The following is a 21,638-nucleotide window of genomic DNA, read 5'->3' on the forward strand; positions in this document are numbered from 1 at the left end:
TCGCTCCCACATTTGAAATGCATTCCAAGGTGGGAGCGACGGTGCGACGATTCGACCTGCTCGCGAAGCTTTTAAGGCAACTCGCGGCAGGCGTAGAACGCGCTCAGCACTTTGACCAGATGCGCCAGGTCGTGGCTGCCGCACAGTTCGCGGATCGAGTGCATGGCGAAGGTCGGCAGGCCGATATCGACAGTACGCACACCGAGGTGGCTGGCGGTGATCGGGCCGATGGTCGAACCGCAGCCCATGTCACTGCGGACCACGAAGCTTTGCACCGGGACTTCTTCGGCCATGCACAGGTGGCGGAAGAAGCCGGCGGTTTCGCTGTTGGTGGCGTAGCGCTGGTTGCTGTTGACCTTGATCACCGGGCCGGCGTTGAGTTTCGGGCCGTGGTTGGCGTCGTGCTTTTCCGCGTAATTCGGGTGCACGCCGTGGGCGTTGTCGGCCGACACCAGCAGAGATTTCTGGATGGTGCGGACGAACTCGTCACCTTCCGGCAGCAGACGACGCAGGGTCTGTTCGAGCATCGGGCCATCGGCGCCGCAGGCCGAGCAGGAGCCGACTTCTTCGTGGTCGTTGCACACCAGAACGCAGGTTTCGTCGGTTTCGGCGGTGAGCAAGGCTTGCAGGCCGGCGTAGCACGACAGCAGGTTGTCGAGGCGCGCGCCGGCGATGAAGTCGCCATTGAGGCCGATGACCGCAGCACTTTGCGTGTCGTAGAAGCTCAACTCGTAATCCAGCACGACGTCGGCGTTCAGGCCATGTTCGCGGGCCAGTTGATCAGTGAGTACGGCGCGAAAATCGACGCGCTCGTCACCGGCAAATTGCGCGAGGATCGGCGGCAGTTCGGTCTGCGCGTTGATCGCCCACCCCTGATTGGCTTCACGGTTGAGGTGAATGGCCAGGTTGGGAATGATCGCGATCGGTGCCTTGAAATCGATCAACTGGCTTTCGACCTTGCCGTCGCGGCGGAAGGTTACGCGGCCGGCCAGCGACAGGTCGCGGTCGAACCACGGTGCCAGCAGCGCGCCGCCGTAGACTTCAACGCCCAGTTGCCAGAAGCCCTGACGCTGCAACTCCGGTTGCGGCTTGACCCGCAGGCACGGGCTGTCGGTGTGCGCGCCGACCAGGCGGATGCCGCCGTGCAGTGGCGAAGTGCGGCCCATTTTGATCGCGACTATCGAGGAGTCGTTGCGGGTGACGTAATAGCGGCCGTTCGGCTCGGTGGTCCATGGTTCGCGCTCGTCGAGGCGCACGAAACCGGCAGCCTCCAGACGCTGCACCAGACTGGCAGTGGCGTGGAACGGGGTAGGGGAGGCCTTGAGAAAGTCGATCAGGCCTTGGTTCAACTCTTCGCGCATAAGAAACTCCAGACAGCAATGGGCGGGAGTTTAACGCATCGGCCGGGGAATTGAATCTGCACCCGAACCCTTGTGGGAGCGAGCCTGCTCGCGAAAGCGATTGATCAGTCAACATCAATGCTGAATGTGAAACCGCTTTCGCGAGCAGGCTCGCTCCCACAGGGGGCAGTGTGGTCTGTCAGAACGGCGCAGGGCACTCGAAGCGCAGGCGTTCGCCGGTTTGCGGGTGGGTGAAGCTGAGCATGCTCGCGTGCAGGCACAGGCGTGGCCATGCCGCCAGCGCCTGCTCGTGGGCGTAGAGCCCGTCACCCAGCAGCGGATGCCCGATCGACAGCATGTGCACGCGCAACTGGTGCGAACGACCAGTGATCGGCGTCAACTCTACACGACACCAGTCACCGCAACGCTCCAGTACACGCCAGAAGGTCAGCGCATGCTTGCCGAATTCATGGTCGACCACATGACGCGGTTTGGTCGGCGGGTCATAACGCAGCGGCAAGTCGATGCTGCCACTGTCGAGTTCCGGCTGACCCCAGGCCAAAGCGGTGTAGGCCTTTTCGGTTTCGCGGTCGTGAAACTGGCGCGACAATTCGCGGTGCGTGTCGGCGTCACGGGCGAGCAGAATGATGCCGGAGGTTTCCCAGTCCAGACGATGGACGATGCGCGCTTCCGGGTAGCCGTTTTCCTGCAAACGGGTAATCAGGCAATCCTTGTTGTCGTCAGCGCGACCGGGCACCGAGAGCAGCAACGTCGGTTTGTTCACCACCAGTACGGCGGCGTCCTGATGGAGGATGTGGATGTTGGACAGCGGCATTAAAACAGCCTCGTAACAAATGCCAACGGCGGCTCGGAACTGCTGATAACCCTGTAGGAGCTGCCGAAGGCTGCGATCTTTTGACGTTGAAGATCAAAAGATCGCAGCCTTCGGCAGCTCCTACACAAGCATCAATAGTCCGAGCCGCCGTAGCGACTGCCAAATCGACTCAGCGATCGGGCAGGGTGATGTTGAGTTCCAGAATCGAGCAACTGCCCTGGCTTTCCAGTGCAACATGTACGTCGTCGTTGCCGATGTTGACGTACTTGCGGATCACGTCGACCAGTTCCTTCTGCAAGGCTGGCAAGTAATCCGGCGTGCTGCGCTGGCCGCGCTCATGCGCCACGATGATCTGCAGACGCTCTTTCGCTACCGAGGCGGTACTTGGCTTTTTGTTGGCACGAAAGAAGTCAAAAAGGTTCATTACCTACCTCCAAACAGGCGCTCGAAGAATCCCTTCTTCTCGACATCGAGGAAACGGTGGGCTTTTTCTTTGCCCAGCAAACGGTCGACGGTATCGCTGTAAGCCTGACCGGCATCGCTCTGGTCGTCGAGAATCACCGGCACGCCCTGGTTGGATGCCTTGAGTACCGCCTGGGATTCCGGGATCACGCCGAGCAGGGTTACCGAGAGGATTTCCTTGACGTCTTCAACGCCCAGCATCTCGCCCTTTTCAACACGCTCCGGGTGGTAGCGAGTGATCAGCAGGTGTTCCTTGATCGGGTCTTCGCCACGTTCGGCACGACGCGATTTGCTCGCCAGCAGGCCGAGCATGCGGTCCGAATCTCGTACCGAAGACACTTCCGGGTTGGTCACGACGATCGCTTCATCAGCGAAGTACATGGCCAGGTGCGCACCTTTTTCGATGCCGGCCGGGGAGTCGCAGACGACGAACTCGAATTGCTCCTTGAGTTCCATCAGGACTTTTTCCACGCCTTCGACAGTCAGCGCGTCTTTGTCGCGGGTCTGACTGGCAGCCAGTACGTAGAGGTTTTCCAGGCGCTTGTCTTTGATCAGGGCCTGTTGCAGGTTGGCTTCGCCGTTGACCACGTTGACGAAGTCATACACCACGCGGCGCTCGCAACCCATGATCAGGTCAAGGTTACGCAAGCCCACGTCGAAGTCGACGATCACTGTTTTGTGGCCGCGCAGAGCGAGGCCGGTACCGATAGCGGCGCTGGTGGTGGTCTTACCCACACCACCCTTGCCGGATGTAACCACGAGAATCTTGGCCAAGGTGTTTCACCCCTAAGGAAGAAGGACTTTTTAGCCCCTGAAAAACATCTCTTGAAAACTACTGCAGTCGGACAGCCTTGGCTGGAATTCGGCGTTGAGCCTTTTTCCTACTTCGTTTGAGCCGTTTTCGCTACGTTTTAGAGATGCTTGGAAAATGCGGCAGTATCCGTTAAAGCCGAATGATGTTCAACACGTCGCCCGACAGGCTGACCTGTACGCCCGAGCCCCACATAGGGTCGCGACGCAAATCTTCGGAAACCTTGTAATGACCGGCGATGGAGATCAGTTCAGCGCTCAATTGCTGACAGAAAATCCGTGCCTTGGTGTCACCCTTCACGCCGGCCAGCGCCCGACCGCGCATCGGGCCGTATACATGGATGTTGCCATCGGCGAGAAGTTCCGCCCCCGGACTGACCGAAGACACCACGACCAAATCGCCACCCTGCGCATATATCTGTTGGCCACCACGTACTGGCGTGGTGATGACGCGGGTCGGTTTGACCGTTGGCTCCGGCGGTTTTTCCGGTTTCTTTTTGACTTCGGCTTCCGCTGTTTCCAGCGGCCGCTCACGGGCGCCGGACGGCGGCAGCACCGGAATGTCGATGGCGATGGCGGCGGCGATGTCTTCGATGCGGCTGGCGCGAATCGCCAGGGTGCGCAGGCCATGTTGACGGCAGACGCGCATCAGGCCCGGCAGATCGACGGCGCCTTCGCTCGGCGGCAGTTTGTCCAGCGCCAGAACCAGCGGCGCGTTGCTGAAGAAGTTCGGCGCCTGGGCGACTTTGGCGGCCAATTGCCGATCGAGGCTTTCGAGGTCGTTACGGGCCAGTTCCAGCACAGTAATGGCCAGCATGCTGCCCTTGAGCTGGAATACGGGATCTTGGTCTAACGGTTCGGTTTGGCTCATGTCGGCATACAACGGCTTGTCACTAAAAGTGCCGAGACTTATAACGAGAACGCCCGCAGGCCGCAAGCCGGGTCGAACGATGTAGAATGCGCGGCCACTGTATTTACGGAAGCTTTAATGGATCGCCCGCGTTTTCGAAAAGCATTTCTTGCTCCACGCTTCTGGCCGCTCTGGTGCGGTCTGGGGCTTTTATGGCTGATCGTGCAGTTGCCGTATCCGGCGTTGCTGACCATCGGTCGAGTTTTGGGCGCGTTGATGTATCGCGTGGCCGGCGACCGGCGGCGCATTGCCAAGCGCAATCTTGAGCTGTGCTTCCCGGAAAAATCCGCCGCCGAGCGCAAACGTCTGCTCAAGGAGAACTTCGCCTCCACCGGCATCGCTTTCTTTGAAATGGCCATGAGCTGGTGGTGGTCGCGTGAACGTCTGGCCAAGCTGGCCCACGTTGAAGGCCTGGAGCATTTGCAAAAGGCCCAGCGCGAAGGCAAAGGCGTGATCCTGATGGCGGCGCATTTCACCACGCTGGAAATCGGCGCGGCGTTGCTCGGCCAGCAGCACACCATCGACGGCATGTACCGCGAGCACAAGAATCCGTTGTTTGACTACGTTCAGCGTCAGGGCCGCGAGCGGCACAACCTCGATTCGCTGGCGGTGGAGCGTGACGACGTGCGCGGCATGCTCAAATTGCTGCGTTCCGGTCGCGCGATCTGGTATGCGCCGGATCAGGATTACGGCGCCAAGCAGAGCATCTTCGTGCCGCTGTTCGGTATTCAAGCCGCGACCGTTACGGCGACAACGAAATTTGCCCGTCTGGGCAAGGCGCTGGTCGTGCCGTTCACGCAGGAGCGTCTGGCCGACGGCAGTGGTTATCGCTTGGTGATTCATCCGCCGCTGGAAGATTTCCCTGGCGAAACCGAAGAAGCCGACTGCATCCGCATCAACCAGTGGGTCGAGAGCGCTTTGCGTGCCTGCCCCGAGCAATATCTGTGGGCGCACCGTCGCTTCAAGAGCCGTCCACCGGGCGAGCCAAAGCTGTACGCCAAACGCGGTTGATTCACCCATCCTTTCAAGCACCATGGAGTGTTGCGATGAACCCAGCTGAACCGGTCACAGGTTTGATTCTTTCCGGCGGCGGGGCTCGGGCGGCGTATCAGGTGGGGGTGCTGGCGGCGATTGCCGAATTGCTGCCGGTGGGCGCGGACAATCCGTTTCCGGTGATCGTCGGCACCTCGGCCGGGGCGATCAATGCGGTCAGTCTCGCCAGTGGTGCCACGGATTTTCGTGCTGCGATCGAGCGTCTCACCTTGTTCTGGCAGGGCTTTCGCAGTCATCGCGTGCTGCGCAGTGACTGGCCCGGGGTTATCCGTCAGGCCAGCCGCTTTGTCAGCCACAGCCTGCTCGGCCTCGGTCGACAATTGCCGGTGGCGCTGCTCAACAGTTCGCCGCTGCGCGAACTGCTCAATGAAAAACTGCACATGCCCGGCATCGCCGAATCCATCGCGCGCAAGCAACTACATGCCGTGGCGGTGACTGCGTTCGGCTATGAGTCGGGGCAAGCGGTGACGTTCTATCAGGGCGGCGGCAAGATCGATTCATGGCTGCGCCATCGGCGCATTGGCGTGCCGACGCAATTGTCGGTGGATCACTTGCTGGCCAGTTCGGCGATTCCGTTGCTGTTCGCGCCGGTGAAAATTGGCGATGAATACTTTGGCGATGGCGCGGTGCGGCAATCGGCGCCGATCAGCCCGGCGCTGCACTTAGGCGCGAGCCGGGTGCTGGTGGTGGGTGTCAGCGGCAACCCGCGCGGGTTTGATCCGCAGCAGCCGCTGGAGCGCGCTTACACGGGGCAACAGCCGACGCTGGCGCAGATCGGCGGGCACATGCTCAACAGCACGTTCATTGACAGCCTGGAGAGCGACATCGAGTTGCTGCAGCGTCTCAACCAGTTCAGCCACTTAATGCCCGCCGGCACGCCGACCCGCGAGCTCGGTGTGGCGCCGGTGGAAGTGCTGGTGATTTCGCCGAGTCAGCCAATTGATGAGATCGCGGCGCGGCATCGCCAGGAATTGCCGGCGGCGTTGCGTTTGTTTTTGCGCGGGCCGGGAGCGACCAAGACCAGTGGGGCTGGGGTGTTGAGTTATCTGCTGTTCGAGGCGGGGTATTGCAGCGAGTTGATTGATTTGGGGCGGCGCGATGCGTTGGCCAAGCGCGAGGAGCTGTGCCGGTTTTTGGGATTGCCATTTTAAAGCAAAAGATCGCAGCCTTCGGCAGCTCCTACATTGGAATGCGCTATCCCTGTAGGAGCTGGCGAAGCCTGCGATCTTTTGATTTTTATCAGAAGTGGAACTTCACCAGGAAGCTCGTGGTGCTCTGATTGGTCTTGAACGCACCGGTGTCGTCGATGCCGTACTTGTCTTTCCAGTAGTCGTATTCCACACCGACATACAACTGCTTCTCGCCAAAACTCAGCGCCTTGCCCAAGTCGTATTTGACCTGTGGGTTGAAGTGCAGGTTGGCGTGGTAATCGCCTTTGGAGTTGGAATCGTTGTCGGTGACCCAGTCCATGAAGCCGTCGATCAGGATGTCCGACTTGCCGACCGGGATGGTGTACGACCAGACCGGGGTGATCTGCCAGACGTTGTCACCGGCGCGAGCACCTTGGGTGTGGCGCTGGTAGAAGTTCAACTGGAAGTAGTCGAAGCCCGGGATCGCCAGGTCGAAGCCTGGACCGATCAGGTACGACTCGGTGTCGCCTTCGCCGAACTCGTAAGTCATCGCCACCAGGACGTCTTTGATCGGGCCGAACTCGATCTTCTGGTCGAGCACTTTGCCCAGCGAGATGCGCGGGCTGAACTCACCGTAGTAGGTGTTCGGACCGTTGCTGAAGTCCTTGCCACCGTTGTAGAAGATCTTGTCGAGGAAGAAGAAGTTGTCGCCGTACGTCCACGCATCCGCGTGTTCGAAGGTGACGGTCTGCTGGATGCGCGGGTTGACCTGGAAGTCCTTGCCATAGAGGTAGGTCAGGCTGTTGTTCTGCCACTGCAGCAGGCCTTCGGCCATGGCCTGGCCGCCGGCCAACATCGATCCCGCGAGCATCAGGCTGGTGCACATACGTTTCATTCGGTTGCTCCCAAAGTAGGTGTTGCACGTTTATTTTTTTAAGATCGGCGCTCTGGTGTGGCGCCTTTTTTCGTTGCTGCAAAAGTCATCCGATCGGTCAGCTTCGTTGCTGTTAGCAAGAGCCGAGCCAAGGCTTTCGAAAAGCAAAAAAACACCCGCTCGGCTGCTGAAAAACAGTCGATTGAGTGTGTTTTCGGGATGCCTCGGTACTGACCGGGGCCGGGATAAGTTGGCTTTTCGGTCAGGAATTAAATCCGGGCTTTTTTTTAGACCGAATTCAAGAGGCCGCGGAGAATACTGACTCAACGGCCAGGCCTCAAGTGCCCCGCAACAGAGCACCGACGACAGGCATGGGGCATGGTTGCGGGCCATCTTAGAAGTGCACCTTGACCAGCAGGCTGGCGGTGTTCTGATTGGTGTCGAAGTTGTGCGTATTTTCGACGCCGTATTTGTTTTTCCAATAACTGTATTCGGTGCCAACGTACAGCTGCTTGTGGCTCCAGCCCAAGGCTTTGCCCAGGTCATATTTGATCTGCGGGTTGATGTGCAGGTTGGCGTGGTAGGTGCCGCGCGAGTTCTCGTCGTTGTCGACTACCCAATCGAGGTAGCCGTCGATCAGCACATCGGAATTGCCTAAAGGAAAGCTGTAGGACCAGCCGGGGGTGATCTGCCAGACGCCGTCGCCGGGGCGCGGGCCTTCGGTCTGGCGGCGGAAGATGTTCAGGGTGACGTAGTTGAAGCCGGGCACCTTGAGGTCGAAACCGGGGCCGATCAGGTAGGCCTCGCTGTCGCCTTCGCCGTACTCGTAAGTCATCGCCAGCAAGACGTCTTTGATCGGGCCGAACTCGAGTTTCTGGTCGAAGATCTTGCCGAACGAGAAGCGCGGGGTGAATTCACCGTAGAACGCGTGCGGGCCTTTGTTCGCGTCTTCTTTGCCGTTGTAGAAGATCTTGTCGACGAACAGGAAGTTGTCGCCGTACTTCCACTTGTCGGCGTGCTCGAAGGTCAGCGTCTGCTGGATCGACGGGTTGATCGCAAAATTCTTGCCGTACAGATAGCTGAGGCTGTTGGTCTGCCACAGCAGTAAATCGCCGGCCATGGCCTGACTCGCGGCCAGCAGGCCGCCACTCAACAGAACGTTGGTTTGCGTGCGAATCATCTGTTGCTCCCTCTTGTTTTTATTGTTTGAGGCGCAGAGCTGTTGCTTAGCCCTTGTGGGAGCGAGCCTGCTCGCGAAGAGGGCGTGTCAGTCGCCATCATTGTTGAATGACACACCGCTTTCGCGAGCAGGCTCGCTCCCACAGGGTTTTGTGGTGACTTCGTTAGTGCTGGTGCGCGTGGCAGTCGTTGATCTCTGCGCGCTCTTTGCCGCCGAGAATGTTGAACAGCAGGTTCAGCGTCAGCGCACTGAGCGTGGCCATGGCGATGCCGCTGTGGGTAATCGGGCTCATCCACATTGGCAGGTGCGCGAAGAACTCCGGACGCACCACCGGGATCAGGCCCATGCCGATGCTCACCGCGACCAGCAACTGGTTGCGACGGTCACCGATGTCGGCTTCCTGGAGAATCTTGATGCCGGTGGCCGCGACCATTCCGAACATCGCAATCGCTGCGCCGCCGAGTACCGCCGGCGGAATCGACGCCACCAGAAACGCTGCTTTCGGCAGCAGGCTCAACACGATCAGCAAGCCACCGGCAACGATGGTCACCGAGCGGCAACGTACACCGGTCATCTGCACCAAACCGATGTTCTGCGCGAAAGAGGAGTGGGTAAACGTGTTGAAGAAACCCGCCACGAACGAGGCGCCGGCATCGCACAGCAAGCCGCGACGCAGCATGCGTGGGCAGACTTCCTGGCCGGTGATCTTGCCCAGCGCCAAAAACATCCCGGTCGACTCGACGAAGATGATCACCACCACCAGACACATCGACAGGATCGGTGCCAGTTCGAATTTCGGCATGCCGAAATGCAGTGGAGTGACGAATTGAACCCATGGCGCGTTGGCCATGCCACTCAGATCGACCATGCCGATCGCACCGCACAGCAGGTAGCCAAAGCACATGCCGATCAGTACGGAGATGTTGACCCAGAAACCGCGCATAAAGCGGTGAATCAACAGAATCGTGCCCAGCACCAGAGCGGCGATGGCCAGATAAATCGGTGAGCCGAATTGCGCAGCGGCAGCGCCGCCACCGGCCCAATTCACGGCCACGGGGAACAGCGACAAACCGATCGAGGTGATGACCGTGCCGGTCACCAGTGGCGGGAAGAAGCGCACGACTTTGGACATGAACGGCGCGATGAGCATGCCGAAGAAACCGGCGGCGATCGTCGCACCGAAGATGCCTTGCAGGCCGATACCGGGCATGCCGGCCATGGCGACCATGCTGCCGACTGCAGCAAAACTGGCGCCCATCATCACCGGCATGCGAATGCCCATCGGGCCGATGCCCATGGATTGCACGATGGTGGCGATACCGGCGACCAGCAGGTCGGCGTTGATCAGGAAGGCAATTTCTTCACGACTCAGGCCAGCGGCCTGTCCAATGATCAGCGGCACCGCGATGGCACCACCGTACATCAGCAGAACATGTTGCAAACCGACCAGGATCAGTTGCAAAAGGGGCAATCGCTGAATGGCGGGTGCGTCGGGGATGCGCGCTTTGGACAGCTCGGACATGCAACACCTCGGATCTTTTTATTCTTGTGATTGAACAGCTGCCGGGTTGCTCACAGCTGTTTCTGTGCATCAGGTAAACCGCGTTAAGGCGATTCGCGAGCAGGCTCGCTCCCACAGGAAATGCGCGATCTCTGTGGGAGCGAGCCTGCTCGCGAAGCTTTGTTGCTTAGTTGGTCTGTGCTCCCTGGGCGATCCATGCACCGATCAGGTCACGTTCCTGCTGGGTCATCTGAGTGATGTTGCCCAGTGGCATGATCTGCGTGGTGATGGCTTGCGCCTGGATGCGCGCCGCGTTCTGACGGATCTGCTCAGGGGTGTCGAGCATCACACCCGCCGGAGCTGCGCTGAACAACGGACTGGTTGGTTTGGCCGAGTGGCAAACCGCGCAGCGTTCCTGGATCACTGTGTGCACTTTGTCGAAACCCGGGCCTGCGTTGGAGGCTTGTGCTGGTGCAGCAGGTTCAGCAGGGGCTGCCGGTGCTGCTTCAGCCGGTTTCAAGCCACCGCCCAGTGCCGTTTCCGGCAGCGGTTGGTACTCGATTTTCGCTGGTGCCTTGGCCACTTCCGGCGCGGTCGACATCGGCATCGGGCCGGTGACGTACGCCAGACTGATCATGCCCACCGCTGCCACTGGCAGGGTCCAGGCAAACTTGTGGCTGTCGTGACGGGTGTTGAAGTAGTGACGCACCAACACCGCCAACACCGCGATCCCGGCCAGGATCAACCAGTTGTACTGGCTGCCATAAGTGCTCGGGAAGTGGTTGCTGATCATGATGAACAGCACCGGCAGGGTGAAGTAGTTGTTGTGACGCGAACGCAGCAAGCCTTTGGCTGGCAGCGCCGGATCCGGCGTGCGGTTTTCGGCAATCGCCGCGACCAGTGCGCGTTGCGCCGGCATGATGATGCGGAACACGTTACCGACCATGATCGTGCCGATGATCGCGCCGACGTGCAGGTACGCACCACGACCGCTGAACACTTTGCTGAAGCCGTACGCCGCGCCGATGATCAGCACGAACAGAATGAAGCCGAGCAGAGCAGGGCGTTTGCCCAGGGCCGAATCACAGAGGAAGGAGTAGATGAACCAGCCGATAAACAGCGAGCCGATACCGATGGCCACGCCTTCAGGGCCGCTCAGGGTGCTGCCCGGAGCCAGCAGGTAGAGCGTTGGATTGGAGTAGAACACCACGCACAGCAGCGCGATACCCGACATCCAGGTGAAGTAGGCTTCCCATTTGAACCAGTGCAGGTTTTCCGGCATCGCCGGCGGGGCCAGTTTGTATTTTTCGAGGTGATAGATACCGCCACCGTGGATCGCCCACAGGTCACCGGCCAGGCCGGTTTTCGGGTTGACGCGGTTGAGGTTGTTCTCCAGCCAGACGAAGTAGAACGACGCGCCGATCCAGGCCACGCCAGTAATCATGTGAACCCAGCGCACGCTCAGGTTCAGCCATTCCAACAGATGTGCTTCCACAGTCTTTACCTCTCGCCTGTCACTCTTGTTGTCGAGTGATCAGACCTTCTCTTATTGGTGGGGGGCGAGGATCAAACGCTCATCCTCTTTGAAAAAATGCTCATCGCAGTTATTGCCTGTGCCACTGCGATCAACCACCAGGAAGTCATCCCGCTTTTCGATCGTCAGCACCGGATGGTGCCAAACGCCGCGATGGTAATTAATGCCCTGCCTGCCGTTGGTGACGAAGGCGCGGACCAAGCCTGATACAGGTTCATCGCCAACTGGCGCGACCACGATCAGAAAGGGGTTGCCGAGCAGCGGAATGAAAGCCTGGCTGCCCAGCGGATGGCGTTCCAGCATGCAAACGGTCAGCGGCATGTCCTGCGCGTCGGCGCGGAAGATGCTGATGATCGCGTTGTCCTCAGGCTGAGCGGTTTCGACCGTCGCCAGTTTATGGAAGCGCATGGTCGAACCGTTGTTGATCATGAAGTGATCGCTGCCGTCGGTTTCGATGACGTCACCGAAAGGGGCGAAGGCTTCTTTGCTCAGCGGTTCAATCGTTAGTGTGCGCATGCTGTTCTTCTTATCCGAATTCTGTGTTGACTGTTCTGACGCCTTCGCGAGCAGGCTCGCTCCCACAGGGGAATGCATTCCAAATGTGGGAGCGAGCCTGCTCGCGAATGGGTTCAACCTTATTTAGCGACCTTGCCCAGTACGCGCAGGCGACTCACGCCACCATCCGGGAACACATTCAGGCGGATGTGAGTGATCGGGCCCAGCGCCTTGATCTGCTCGACGAAGGTGTGTTCGGCGTGCATTTCCAGCTTCTGGCTCGGCAGCAGTTCACGCCAGAACAGCGACTGGGTTTCGATCTGGCTGTCAGTACCGCCCTTGACGAACGCGCCCTGGATCGAGCAGGTGTCCGGGTAGTTGCCTTTGAAGTGCAGGGTGTCGACGACGATCTTCTCGATCTCGCCCGGGTGACCCAGCGCGACGATTACCCAGTCATTGCCCGGCGTGCGACGACGTGCAGTTTCCCAGCCGTCGCCCATGTTGATGCCACGGCCCGGGTTGAGGATGTTGCTCATGCGGCCGAAGTGTTCGTCGGAGCAGGCGAGGGCGCGGCCACCATTGAGGGCTGCTGCCAGATCGACTTGTTCGTTGTCGCCAACCGCCGACCAGTCACGATGCGGCACACCGTACACGCGCAGACGAGCTACACCGCCGTCCGGGTAGATGTTGAAGCGCAGGTGGCTGAACGCTTGGGCGTTGCTGATTTCGTGGTAGTGGTGGCTGTTGCCCTGCAGCTCGACGGCCGACAGCACTTCAGTCCACTGGGTGTTTTCATCAGGCTCGCCCGAGGCCAGGAAGCACGCTTCCAGAGAGGCCGATGGCGGGAAGTTGCCGGTGAAGAATGAAGTGTCGATGTCCACGCCTTTGATCGAGCCCGGTACGCCCAGACGAATCACAGCGCTGTCGAAGCCTTCGAAGCGCTTGCGGCGCGATTCCCAGCCGTCCATCCACTTGCCGTTGTCATCGAACACGCCCTCCTTCCATACGGCCGGGGTCGGTTGGAACAGACGATTGGCGTCTGCGAACCAGTCATCGGTGACCGAGATGATTTTGGTGCCCAGACGGGCATCGGCCAGGTTGACGAATTTTTCGAAAGGTACGGCGTAAGCTTTCATTCTTCTTGTCTGCCTTTAAAAAAGTGGCTGGGGATGCTTGCAAGACCCTGGGTACTCTCCGCGTTTGATGTACTCGGGTCAGGCTTGCTAAAGAGTCAGTAAACGGAACAGGGCGATCTTGTTGATCTCCGCCAGCGCGCATTTGAACTCGGTGTCGACCGAATTGTGAATGCGCGTTTCGAACGCCGCGAGGATCTGATGCCGGTTGCTGCCTTTTACCGCCATGATGAAGGGAAACTTGAACTTGGCTTTGTAGGCGTCGTTCAGCTCGGTGAAGCGCTGGAACTCTTCGGCCGTGCATTGGTGAATACCGGCGCCAGCCTGTTCATTGGTGCTGGCTTCGGTCAGTTGGCCCTGGACGGCGGCTTTGCCGGCCAGGTCCGGGTGAGCGTTGATCAGTGCCAGTTGACTGGCGTGATCGGCGCTCAACAGGATGTCGCTCATGCGCTGGTGCAGGGTTTCGATCTCGTCGATCGAGGCATCTACGCCCAGGTCGTAGGCCTTCTCGGCCACCCATGGCGAATGTTCGTAGATGTCGGCGAAGGCTTTGACGAAAGCGTCGCGGCTCAGACTCGACGGTTGCAGGGTTTGAAAGCGGCTCATTGGGCGGCCCCTTGGTACGGCTGGGTTTCGTGCCAGTGACGCGCGATGTCGACGCGACGGCTGAACCACACCTGTTCATGACTTTTGGCGTATTCGATAAAGCGCTTGAGCGAAGCGATGCGACCCGGACGGCCGATCAGGCGGCAGTGCAGGCCGATCGAGAGCATCTTCGGTGCTTCAGCGCCTTCGGCATAGAGCACGTCGAACGCGTCTTTGAGGTATTCGAAGAAGTCGTCACCCTTGTTGAAACCCTGCACTTGGGTGAAGCGCATGTCGTTGGTGTCGAGGGTGTACGGGATCACCAGATGCGGCTTGCCGGTCGGGTTGTTCGGTTCCCAGTAGGGCAGGTCATCGTCGTAGGTGTCGCAGTCGTAGAGGAAACCACCTTCTTCCATCACCAGACGACGGGTGTTCGGCCCGGTGCGGCCGGTGTACCAGCCCAGCGGGCGCTCGCCGGTGATTTCGGTGAGGATGCGGATCGCTTCGAGCATGTGCTCGCGTTCCTGCGCTTCGTCCATGTACTGATAGTCGATCCAGCGGTAGCCGTGGCTGCAGATTTCGTGGCCGGCATCGACCATCGCACGGATCACGTCCGGGTGGCGCTGGGCGGCCATGGCGACGGCGAAGATGGTCAGCGGAATGTCGAATTCCTTGAACAGTTTCAGGATCCGCCAGACACCGGCACGGCTGCCATACTCGTAAAGCGATTCCATGCTCATGTTGCGCGCGCCTTGCAGCGGCTGGGCGGCAACCATTTCGGAGAGGAAGGCTTCGGATTCTTTGTCGCCGTGCAGAATGTTGCGCTCGCCGCCTTCTTCGTAATTGAGTACGAACGACAGGGCGATGCGGGCATTGCCCGGCCAGTGTGGGTGAGGAGGGTTACTGCCGTAACCGATCAGGTCGCGTGGGTAGTCAGCGCTCACTGCAGTCTTCCTTCTTGTTCGTTGACAGATGTATGTGGCGGCCTGGCAGGCTGGCGTCACAGCGATGGGCTGATTGTATACAACTTTATTCGCAATTTGTAAGCCTGAATTTTCGCATTTTTCACCGACTGTCATCTTTTACTGCTATTGGCGTGAGCCTGCAAGAAACCTGCCTGACCAGTCAGCTAATGGATAGGAGGTTCAATGAATAGGCGTATCGCTGGCTCATCGGCAGGAAACCCCCGAATGGCGGGGGTGAAGTGAAAAATGTCGTTTTTATTGTGTACAATTTTTTTGAAAAATGTCTTAATCAATCGCTCGCCGCAGCGTTTCGTGCTCCGAATCGGTGCGGTCTCCTTTTTATCTGACTTCGGGAGGCGCGAGGTCTGACTGCTCCACGCAGGCAGGCGCGCAGAATCAATGGGACGTTTGACAACACACGTTTTGGACGCTGCACACGGTTGCCCGGGCAGTTCGATCAAGGTCGAGCTGTACCGCGTTGAAGGTTCGCAACTGGAATTGGTCGCCAGTGCTGTAACCAACAGCGATGGCCGGGTCGATGCGCCGCTGCTGCAAGGCGATGATTATCGTACCGGGGTTTATCAGGTTCAGTTCCACGCGGGCGATTACTACCGCGCCCGTGGCGTTCAGTTGCCGGAACCGGCATTTCTGGACGTGGTTGTGCTGCGCTTCGGCATCTCCGCCGAACAGGATCACTACCACGTGCCATTGCTGATTTCGCCATACAGCTATTCCACGTACCGGGGCAGCTGACCCCCAAGCAGCTGCCCCCACCGGGAAGCGACTGCGCATATAGCTTCTTTGGTCTTTCGCCCGCTCACACTGCGGGCTTTTTTTCGTCTGCGTCAGGCTGATGTCAGACCTGGCCAGGCTGAAGGCTTGAACCTGACGCGCTCGTTATTTTTGGCGGAAAACAAAAAGACTCGGTTGGCCCGAAGAATCTCTTTCCAGACCGCCGATCAAATATACGACCTTGTCTTCGGCGAGTGCCTTGTTCAACAGGGCCTCGTCGGAAGGCTCATGTTTGTTGACCAGCGCTTTGGTTCGCAGCCAGTTCGTGACATCGAAATCCAGGTAGTTGCCCTGCATCAAGGCCGGGAAGCGCAGGATGAATACAAGATCGACACCTTGCTGCTGAATCATCAATGCATCTTGCTGGGCCGCCGATCCGCGAAAGCTAGAGGAAACCTGATAACCCTGTTCCGTCAGAATGCTCTGGAACAGGGTTCGCAGTTTTTTGCTGCGATACTCGTCGTTGATCTTGCGCAAATGCTGAGGCACGCGCTGCAAATCGAAGTCGATACGTTGCAGGCCTTCGGTGAACCCTGACGGTTTGGCAATGTAACTCTCGCCGGGTCTGGAAAGCGCAGGCAATAACAACAACGGGTCGACCAGATCGTATCGGCTGACTTTTTGATCCCACATGTTTTGCGGCCTGACTGCCCAATACTGGAAGGTTTCAAACAAATCGTTCAGCCCGTAACCGTTGAGCGTTTCGGCGTGATTGGCGCGATTGAACATGGCGCGGGCGACGGCACTCGTCGAATGCTCTGCCATGTATGGAAAAGTATCGGCCACGTACTGCGCGAGGGGGTTTTTAAATGGAGGGCCAGCGACGACCTCCCATTTGTCGTTGACCGGTATTCCCCATCTTTCCTTCAACTTCACTGCGCCCTTGGGCTGCAACTGCGGGGTGGTGCCTAACATCTGCTCGAAAGCCTCGAAGCCTTCGGCGGCGAACAGTGGGGGTTTGATAAAGACCAGGGCGTCAGTGGCATGTCCCGCCTGCGAAACGATCGGATAGTGTTGTCCGTCGATCTCGATAGAGTCTCCGGTGCCTGGTTTTACGGCGCTTCCCCAGGCATGCCAGTCGCTGGCAGATAGCACAGGAGCAGACGGCCCGGTAGCGTCCGGTTCAGCCTCCAGACGTGGCCGTTTGCTTGGCCCGGCTGTCGGCTCCTCGGCGGCGGGGGCTGGTCGGCGATTGTCCGCTTGCACCGCGCCGCTGACCTTGCGACGCCAGAGCGTTGTTTGCGGTATCTGCTCGACCAGATCGCCGGTTGACCGCTGTCCGGACCACGCCAGTTCAAACTGGCCATCATCGTTGCGGCGCACCATGGCAGTGCCTTCTGCCATGTTGACGTAGGCATTTTTGTGCTTGTCGTAACGGATACCGTTCGTGGTGTCTGGCGCAATGGTCAGCAGCGCCGCGAGGTGCGGGGGCAGAAAGAGTGACGTCTGTGAGGGAGGCGCGGGTGCCAGCACTGGCGGTAACCGGGTTTCAGACGTTGGCGGGCGGGAATACCAGTCGGCCTCGAGACGCCAGCGTGGCTGACCGGCGATTTTTTTCAGCAGGGGAGGCGTTACACCCGGAGCGGCGGGCCAGGGAATCTGCAAGTCGCCATCGACGTTGTGTTCGGCGCGGTAATAGCCACCTTCACCAAGATGCGCATAAAGGTGACCTTCTGGACTGAAAAACAAACCGTCCACGGATTCATGCGGTCGCAGCAGATGACTCTGCAAGGCGGGCCAGGAAATCTCCCTGAGTTTCGCATTGAGGTCGGTAGTCACTGGATCGGTTATGTACGTCACCGTTACTTGTGGGCTTGTATCCCTCCCTGAACTTGCGGTGGGAACGTTGTCGAGGAACGAGGCAAGCAACGGGCCAGGCATAGGGCCAATCATAAGGGCGGGCGAATGGGGCGGCCCCTGATCCTGCACCGGTCGGGTCGTAGAAGCATCAGGCGTTCGATTGCCCATCGGGGGCTTGGGTGGTTTAGTCATTGGCGTATCTCTAAGTGATCTATCGTTGAATGTTGTCGGGCCATGGGTTGATTGAATGGGCCGTGCAGCGTTTGTTGCCGGGTGCCTGTAACGGTCGTCCCGCAGGCAACAAATGGCCATCGTCGCCTTGCGACGTTGGGTTATTTCATTGGTTGTACTTGTCCTGAAAAGACTCAGCCCTCCCTGACGATAAACAGCGTTGCCAGACGTTGCGTGCGTTTATCAATGCCACCCAATAGATGGACCAGCCGCTGTTCCTCTCTATAAGTGGCCAATGTTTGCTGTTTTTCACCCATACGGATTTGCAGGTCGGTATCGCTCCAGGCAATACCGGGCGTTGCGTTGCGCTGTATTTGCTGACCGCTGACTGCAGGGAAGGTCAATACAAACAGGCTGTTGATCTTTTCCCGGTGAAACAGCAGCGTGTTTTCACCAGTGCTGAGCGTTGCAGGCTCGAGGCGGTAGCCGTTTTTCGTCAGTACGGCGCTGAACAGTTTTCGCAGTTCAGGTGTCGCCGGCAGCACGGCATGATCGATCCAGAGCTGAGCAAATTGCCCCGGATCGAAATCCAGTCGCTGCAAACCTTCACCCAGCGAGGAAGGAAGCGCTGATGACCGTTGGGCCTCATTCAAGGGCGGCAGTTTGCGCAACAGGCAAAGTGGCTCGGCCAGATCCTGTCGCTGCACCTTGTTGTTCGTCCGGTCGGCCCAGAAGCGCAACGTCTGATTCAATACCGCCAGACCGTGGCCGTTGATGATTTCCGATCTGTTGGCCTGGTTGTACATGGCTCTGGCGAGGAAACTGATCGATTCCTCGGTGAGATATTTGAAATGGGCCGAAATGTATTGCGTCAGCGGCAACTCGAACGGCAAGCGCTGGCCCAGAACGCTCCACCGATCATTGACCTTGACCACCCACCGGGGTTGCAAGGCGGGGTCGGTGACAAGCATGCGCTCGAAATTGTCATACAGATCCGGTGAAAACCGTGGGTGTTTCATATAGGCCATGGGGGTGTCGGCGATTAGGGTCTGAGTCACCACCGGGTAATAAAGGTTGTCGATTTCAACGTGCGTTTCCAGCGGCCAGGGGGTTGTCTTGCCCCAGTCGCGCCATGCCCCGTGAGACAGATCGAGCGCGCCTTCGCTTGACGAAATCAGGCTTTGGGCAAGTGCCTGCGTATCGGTGGCACTGTCTGCGTCGTGGCCCATGAATGACCGTTTACCGGGGCGTGGTGCGAAGTCGGTCGGCGTCGCAGGTCGGCGCCTGTCCTGACGTGGATTGTCGTGCCGGGCAGAGGTTTGCGGATTTTTTTGCCGCCAGTAGAGCGTTCCGGGCATCCGTTCCAGAAATACGCCAGAGGGGTGGCGATCTGCGGCGGAGGTTTGCTGATAATCGCCGTCGTCATTTTTCCCCACCATGACCGTGCCTTCGGCGGTATCCACATAGGTTTTTCGATACCGGTCATACCGGATCGCATCGGGTGAGTCTGTTGCTGGAGAAAGCCGGGCCGCCAGATGCGGCGCCAGGTATGTCGGCGTGTGACCGGCAATCGGGCCAGGCGGGGGCGTGAAGGGGGCTGGTCTGCCTGAGTCTTCGACAAGCCAGGCCGGGATCTCGAAACGCCACAATGACTGGTCCCTGATTTTGCTGACGAACGGGCCGGGCACTCCGGGGGCAAAATCGAAGGGAATCTGATAGCGACCGTCGGATTGGCGCTCGACCAGCAAATGGCCTTCGTTCTCGACAGCGGCATAAATCCTGCCATCGGCGCTGATGGACAGGCCGCTGTCGATATCCAGAGGAATCAACAAATGCAGGTGTTCAGCGGGCCAGGTGAGCGAGCGCAACGCAGCATTGGGCGACAATGGACGGTGGGCAGGCAGTTCGCTGACCAGCACCGATGGTGGGGGTGTCAATTCGCCGGTCGGCACATGGGGTGTGAGGTCAGCCATGCGCTGTTCACCCATCCGCACGGTGTCGATAGCCGCGCCAGGGGCGGGACTGATATCAGCCGACTCCGCCGCCGGTGAACGGGGCCCCGTGGTGGAATCGGCTACGGCGGTACCCGGGATTTTTTTTGGTGGTTTGGCCATGCAGGTCATTCTCGATGGGGTTGGTTGGGGATGGACATGGCGCTCAACCTTCTCTGACGATGAACAGCAGCGTCTGCTGCGCAGAGACGGTTTGCGTGCCGCCGACCAGATAAACGACCTTGTCGGGTTCGAGCATTTGCCGCCATCTGGATCGCGCCAGGCGGGCCCTGAGTGTCGGTACCAGCAGTTCGTCGCCAGGATCGCTCCTGCGATTCACCCTCCCGTCCGGGGTGCTTGGACGCAGACGCAAGACGAACACCACGTCCAGAGTGCTGCGCTGAAACAGCAAGGCATCCTCGCTGAACAGTCGACTGGTGCGATCCACGGCATAACCGTTGTCCTGCAGAAGCTCGCTGAATAACGCGCGCAGGCTGGAACCGGGGGCGTGCACGGCCTCACGCCATCGTTGTTCGAACAGCCGGGTATCAAAGTCGATGCGTTCCAGGCCCGTGGCAAAGGGCGAGGGCAGCAACAGTGTCTGTCCATTCAGATGGGCGGAAGGTTGGGTGGGCAACACGGGAAGCATCATCAGCGGGTCAGCGAGCTCGCGTCTGGAGGCGAGGGCAAGGGTTCGGTTTTCCCAGTGATAGAAGGTGTCGAACAACACGCGCAGTCCATCACCGTTGATGACTTCGCTGTGGTTGACCTCGTTGAACGCTGCTCTGGCGATGGCGCTCAAGGAGTGGTCGGCCAAGTACCGGAAAGAGGTGGCTACAGACTCAGTCAGCGATTTTTCGAATGACGGGAGTTCCACCACTGTCCATTGGTCATCTTTCCTGATGGCCCACTTCGGTTGCAGTGATGGATTGTTCTTGAGCATCTGCTCGAACGCGTCGTATCGACCCGGACTGAACAGCGGGTGTTGAAGGAACACCAGGGTAGTGTCAGGCAGTACGCGTTGCGGCACGATCACGTAGTGCTGACCGTCTATTTCTATGGAGTCATGCCATTCGGGTTTGAGGGTCATCCCCCAGTGCCGCCATTCCCCGGCAGACGTGGCCGGTGCCAGCGGTCTGGCATCGGCTGTCGTCCCGGATATTGACCCTGTGTCGTCTGGTTTTTGCTCCTCTGCCAGGCGGGGACGTTTGCCGGGTGCGGGCGAATTTTCGTCGGCCTCGCTCGCAGGCCGTTTGTGCACGGGGGGCGGTAAATCATGCTGCGATGATGATTGCGGCGTTTTTATCCGCCACTGTCCGCTGCCCGGAATCTGTTCAACGTCTGCGCCGAGCCAGTTTCGTGCGTGGGCGGAAGCCTGCCGGTAGTGCCCCTCGGGTTGCTGGCGAACCAGACAGAGCGTGCCGTCTTCCATCTCGACATAGGTCGCTCCGCGTTTGTCGTGACGGAGGCCGTCCGGGCTGGCCGCGGTATTTCCTGTTCGCCAGTTGGCCTGGTCGGCCGTGAGGTGACTGGGCAATTCGCCGCCTGATGCGCCTGCCCTCGCACGATCTACCTCGGGGGAGAGCACCGCTCGATCAACCGAGTCGGGCCTCCAGAAGGGCTGACCGTCGATCTGTTGCAGAAACGGGCCGGGCTCCCCCAGAGACGCAGGCCAGAAAACTCGATAACGCCCATTCGTTTGACGCTCGACTTGCAGGTAACCCTCGCCGATGACCTGCGCATACGTGCCGCCCTGCGGGCTGTGAAACAGGCCATTGTCGATCGCGCGCAACATATGGGCATTGGCAGCGGGCCAGGTAATGGAATTCATATTGCTCTCCAGCAACCTGGCAATCGATTCAGGCGATGCGTTGACCACTACCGATGGCAGGCGCCCGGTCGCGTCTGGTGCAACATCCGCCGACGGTTCTGGGGTGCGGACAGTGTTGCCTGCCGCGAGATCGGGAGTGTCGGTGCCGGAACGGGGGCCCGCGGACTGATTCGATCCCGGTCTCGGCGGGGTCGACAAGGCGTCGGACGGCGTGGTCAGTGGAATTGGCTTGGGTGGCTTCACCAT

19 protein-coding genes are annotated in these 21,638 nt (G+C 59.3%); 3 read left to right on the forward strand and 16 right to left on the reverse strand.

Annotated elements, in window-relative coordinates:
- Positions 1 to 71: 71 nt before the first annotated feature.
- From HU718_RS09705 to minC, 5 genes are all read right to left on the reverse strand, one after another.
- Complete coding sequence (locus tag HU718_RS09705; protein ID WP_007919200.1) at positions 72 to 1,361, reverse strand: M18 family aminopeptidase; 1,290 nt, start codon at positions 1,359 to 1,361, stop codon at positions 72 to 74.
- Between the two features lie 178 nt (positions 1,362 to 1,539).
- On the reverse strand, positions 1,540 to 2,175 hold the full coding sequence (locus HU718_RS09710; RefSeq protein ID WP_016982865.1) for an RluA family pseudouridine synthase: 636 nt from the start codon (positions 2,173 to 2,175) through the stop codon (positions 1,540 to 1,542).
- A 169-nt stretch (positions 2,176 to 2,344) separates the two neighbouring features.
- A complete protein-coding gene (gene minE, locus HU718_RS09715) occupies positions 2,345 to 2,599 on the reverse strand; it encodes a cell division topological specificity factor MinE (RefSeq protein ID WP_003223146.1) in 255 nt (84 codons plus the stop codon).
- Positions 2,599 to 3,411 carry a septum site-determining protein MinD gene (gene minD, locus HU718_RS09720; protein ID WP_007913953.1) on the reverse strand — a complete coding sequence of 271 codons (813 nt, stop codon included), beginning with the start codon at positions 3,409 to 3,411 and terminating at the stop codon, positions 2,599 to 2,601. The genes minE and minD overlap by 1 nt, the downstream gene beginning before the upstream one ends.
- A 169-nt stretch (positions 3,412 to 3,580) precedes the next feature.
- Positions 3,581 to 4,318 (reverse strand): septum site-determining protein MinC, encoded by a 738-nt coding sequence (gene minC, locus HU718_RS09725; protein ID WP_095114357.1) that lies wholly within the window; start codon positions 4,316 to 4,318, stop codon positions 3,581 to 3,583.
- 117 nt (positions 4,319 to 4,435) lie between these two features.
- On the opposite strand from minC, the gene HU718_RS09730 reads away from it, so the two are divergent.
- The gene (locus HU718_RS09730; RefSeq protein ID WP_095050911.1) at positions 4,436 to 5,368 is read left to right on the forward strand and encodes a lipid A biosynthesis lauroyl acyltransferase; all 933 of its coding nucleotides are present in this window, start codon (positions 4,436 to 4,438) and stop codon (positions 5,366 to 5,368) included.
- A 35-nt stretch (positions 5,369 to 5,403) separates the two neighbouring features.
- The gene (locus tag HU718_RS09735; RefSeq protein WP_186616554.1) at positions 5,404 to 6,561 is read left to right on the forward strand and encodes a patatin-like phospholipase family protein; all 1,158 of its coding nucleotides are present in this window, start codon (positions 5,404 to 5,406) and stop codon (positions 6,559 to 6,561) included.
- An 88-nt stretch (positions 6,562 to 6,649) separates the two neighbouring features.
- On the opposite strand, the gene HU718_RS09740 is transcribed toward HU718_RS09735, so the two are convergent.
- From HU718_RS09740 to puuE, 8 genes are all read right to left on the reverse strand, one after another.
- Positions 6,650 to 7,435: an outer membrane protein OmpK gene (locus tag HU718_RS09740; protein WP_186616555.1), complete on the reverse strand. Its 786-nt coding sequence runs from the start codon at positions 7,433 to 7,435 to the stop codon at positions 6,650 to 6,652.
- Between the two features lie 373 nt (positions 7,436 to 7,808).
- Complete coding sequence (locus tag HU718_RS09745; RefSeq protein WP_016982869.1) at positions 7,809 to 8,594, reverse strand: outer membrane protein OmpK; 786 nt, start codon at positions 8,592 to 8,594, stop codon at positions 7,809 to 7,811.
- 163 nt (positions 8,595 to 8,757) lie between these two features.
- Positions 8,758 to 10,116: a nucleobase:cation symporter-2 family protein gene (locus tag HU718_RS09750; protein ID WP_186616556.1), complete on the reverse strand. Its 1,359-nt coding sequence runs from the start codon at positions 10,114 to 10,116 to the stop codon at positions 8,758 to 8,760.
- Positions 10,117 to 10,282: 166 nt separating this feature from the next.
- Positions 10,283 to 11,590, reverse strand: coding sequence for a urate hydroxylase PuuD (locus HU718_RS09755; RefSeq protein ID WP_102901186.1), 1,308 nt, complete (start codon positions 11,588 to 11,590; stop codon positions 10,283 to 10,285).
- 51 nt (positions 11,591 to 11,641) lie between these two features.
- A complete protein-coding gene (locus HU718_RS09760; protein ID WP_034151759.1) occupies positions 11,642 to 12,145 on the reverse strand; it encodes an ureidoglycolate lyase in 504 nt (167 codons plus the stop codon).
- Positions 12,146 to 12,264: 119 nt separating this feature from the next.
- Entirely contained in the window at positions 12,265 to 13,260 is a 996-nt protein-coding gene (gene alc, locus HU718_RS09765; RefSeq protein WP_186616557.1) for an allantoicase, read from the reverse strand.
- Positions 13,261 to 13,347: 87 nt separating this feature from the next.
- Positions 13,348 to 13,863: a 2-oxo-4-hydroxy-4-carboxy-5-ureidoimidazoline decarboxylase gene (gene uraD, locus HU718_RS09770; protein WP_064586706.1), complete on the reverse strand. Its 516-nt coding sequence runs from the start codon at positions 13,861 to 13,863 to the stop codon at positions 13,348 to 13,350.
- Positions 13,860 to 14,786 (reverse strand): allantoinase PuuE, encoded by a 927-nt coding sequence (puuE, locus tag HU718_RS09775; protein WP_038366990.1) that lies wholly within the window; start codon positions 14,784 to 14,786, stop codon positions 13,860 to 13,862. Before puuE ends, uraD begins: the two co-directional genes overlap by 4 nt.
- A gap of 420 nt (positions 14,787 to 15,206) precedes the next feature.
- Between puuE and uraH the strand changes: the two genes are divergently transcribed.
- Positions 15,207 to 15,560, forward strand: coding sequence for a hydroxyisourate hydrolase (gene uraH / locus HU718_RS09780; RefSeq protein WP_008080901.1), 354 nt, complete (start codon positions 15,207 to 15,209; stop codon positions 15,558 to 15,560).
- Between the two features lie 144 nt (positions 15,561 to 15,704).
- On the opposite strand, the gene HU718_RS09785 is transcribed toward uraH, so the two are convergent.
- From HU718_RS09785 to HU718_RS09795, 3 genes are all read right to left on the reverse strand, one after another.
- Positions 15,705 to 17,480: a hypothetical protein gene (locus tag HU718_RS09785; protein WP_186616558.1), complete on the reverse strand. Its 1,776-nt coding sequence runs from the start codon at positions 17,478 to 17,480 to the stop codon at positions 15,705 to 15,707.
- Positions 17,481 to 17,764: 284 nt separating this feature from the next.
- Entirely contained in the window at positions 17,765 to 19,684 is a 1,920-nt protein-coding gene (locus HU718_RS09790; RefSeq protein WP_186616559.1) for a hypothetical protein, read from the reverse strand.
- Between the two features lie 43 nt (positions 19,685 to 19,727).
- A complete protein-coding gene (locus HU718_RS09795; protein WP_186616560.1) occupies positions 19,728 to 21,638 on the reverse strand; it encodes a hypothetical protein in 1,911 nt (636 codons plus the stop codon).

The sequence above is a fragment of the Pseudomonas tensinigenes genome, assembly GCF_014268445.2.
GTDB lineage: Bacteria > Pseudomonadota > Gammaproteobacteria > Pseudomonadales > Pseudomonadaceae > Aquipseudomonas > Aquipseudomonas tensinigenes.

Bases quoted from the DNA above. Each gene is read 5' to 3' on its own strand.
- uraD (WP_064586706.1), bottom strand. From the start codon at position 13,863: ATGAGCCGCTTTCAAACCCTGCAACCGTCGAGTCTGAGCCGCGACGCT.
- uraH (WP_008080901.1), top strand. From the start codon at position 15,207: ATGGGACGTTTGACAACACACGTTTTGGACGCTGCACACGGTTGCCCG.
- HU718_RS09710 (WP_016982865.1), bottom strand. From the start codon at position 2,175: ATGCCGCTGTCCAACATCCACATCCTCCATCAGGACGCCGCCGTACTG.
- minE (WP_003223146.1), bottom strand. From the start codon at position 2,599: ATGAACCTTTTTGACTTCTTTCGTGCCAACAAAAAGCCAAGTACCGCC.
- HU718_RS09705 (WP_007919200.1), bottom strand. From the start codon at position 1,361: ATGCGCGAAGAGTTGAACCAAGGCCTGATCGACTTTCTCAAGGCCTCC.
- alc (WP_186616557.1), bottom strand. From the start codon at position 13,260: ATGAAAGCTTACGCCGTACCTTTCGAAAAATTCGTCAACCTGGCCGAT.
- HU718_RS09790 (WP_186616559.1), bottom strand. From the start codon at position 19,684: ATGGCCAAACCACCAAAAAAAATCCCGGGTACCGCCGTAGCCGATTCC.
- minC (WP_095114357.1), bottom strand. From the start codon at position 4,318: ATGAGCCAAACCGAACCGTTAGACCAAGATCCCGTATTCCAGCTCAAG.
- HU718_RS09740 (WP_186616555.1), bottom strand. From the start codon at position 7,435: ATGAAACGTATGTGCACCAGCCTGATGCTCGCGGGATCGATGTTGGCC.
- HU718_RS09750 (WP_186616556.1), bottom strand. From the start codon at position 10,116: ATGTCCGAGCTGTCCAAAGCGCGCATCCCCGACGCACCCGCCATTCAG.
- HU718_RS09760 (WP_034151759.1), bottom strand. From the start codon at position 12,145: ATGCGCACACTAACGATTGAACCGCTGAGCAAAGAAGCCTTCGCCCCT.
- HU718_RS09735 (WP_186616554.1), top strand. From the start codon at position 5,404: ATGAACCCAGCTGAACCGGTCACAGGTTTGATTCTTTCCGGCGGCGGG.
- HU718_RS09785 (WP_186616558.1), bottom strand. From the start codon at position 17,480: ATGCCTGGCCCGTTGCTTGCCTCGTTCCTCGACAACGTTCCCACCGCA.
- HU718_RS09795 (WP_186616560.1), bottom strand. From the start codon at position 21,638: ATGGTGAAGCCACCCAAGCCAATTCCACTGACCACGCCGTCCGACGCC.
- HU718_RS09745 (WP_016982869.1), bottom strand. From the start codon at position 8,594: ATGATTCGCACGCAAACCAACGTTCTGTTGAGTGGCGGCCTGCTGGCC.
- HU718_RS09730 (WP_095050911.1), top strand. From the start codon at position 4,436: ATGGATCGCCCGCGTTTTCGAAAAGCATTTCTTGCTCCACGCTTCTGG.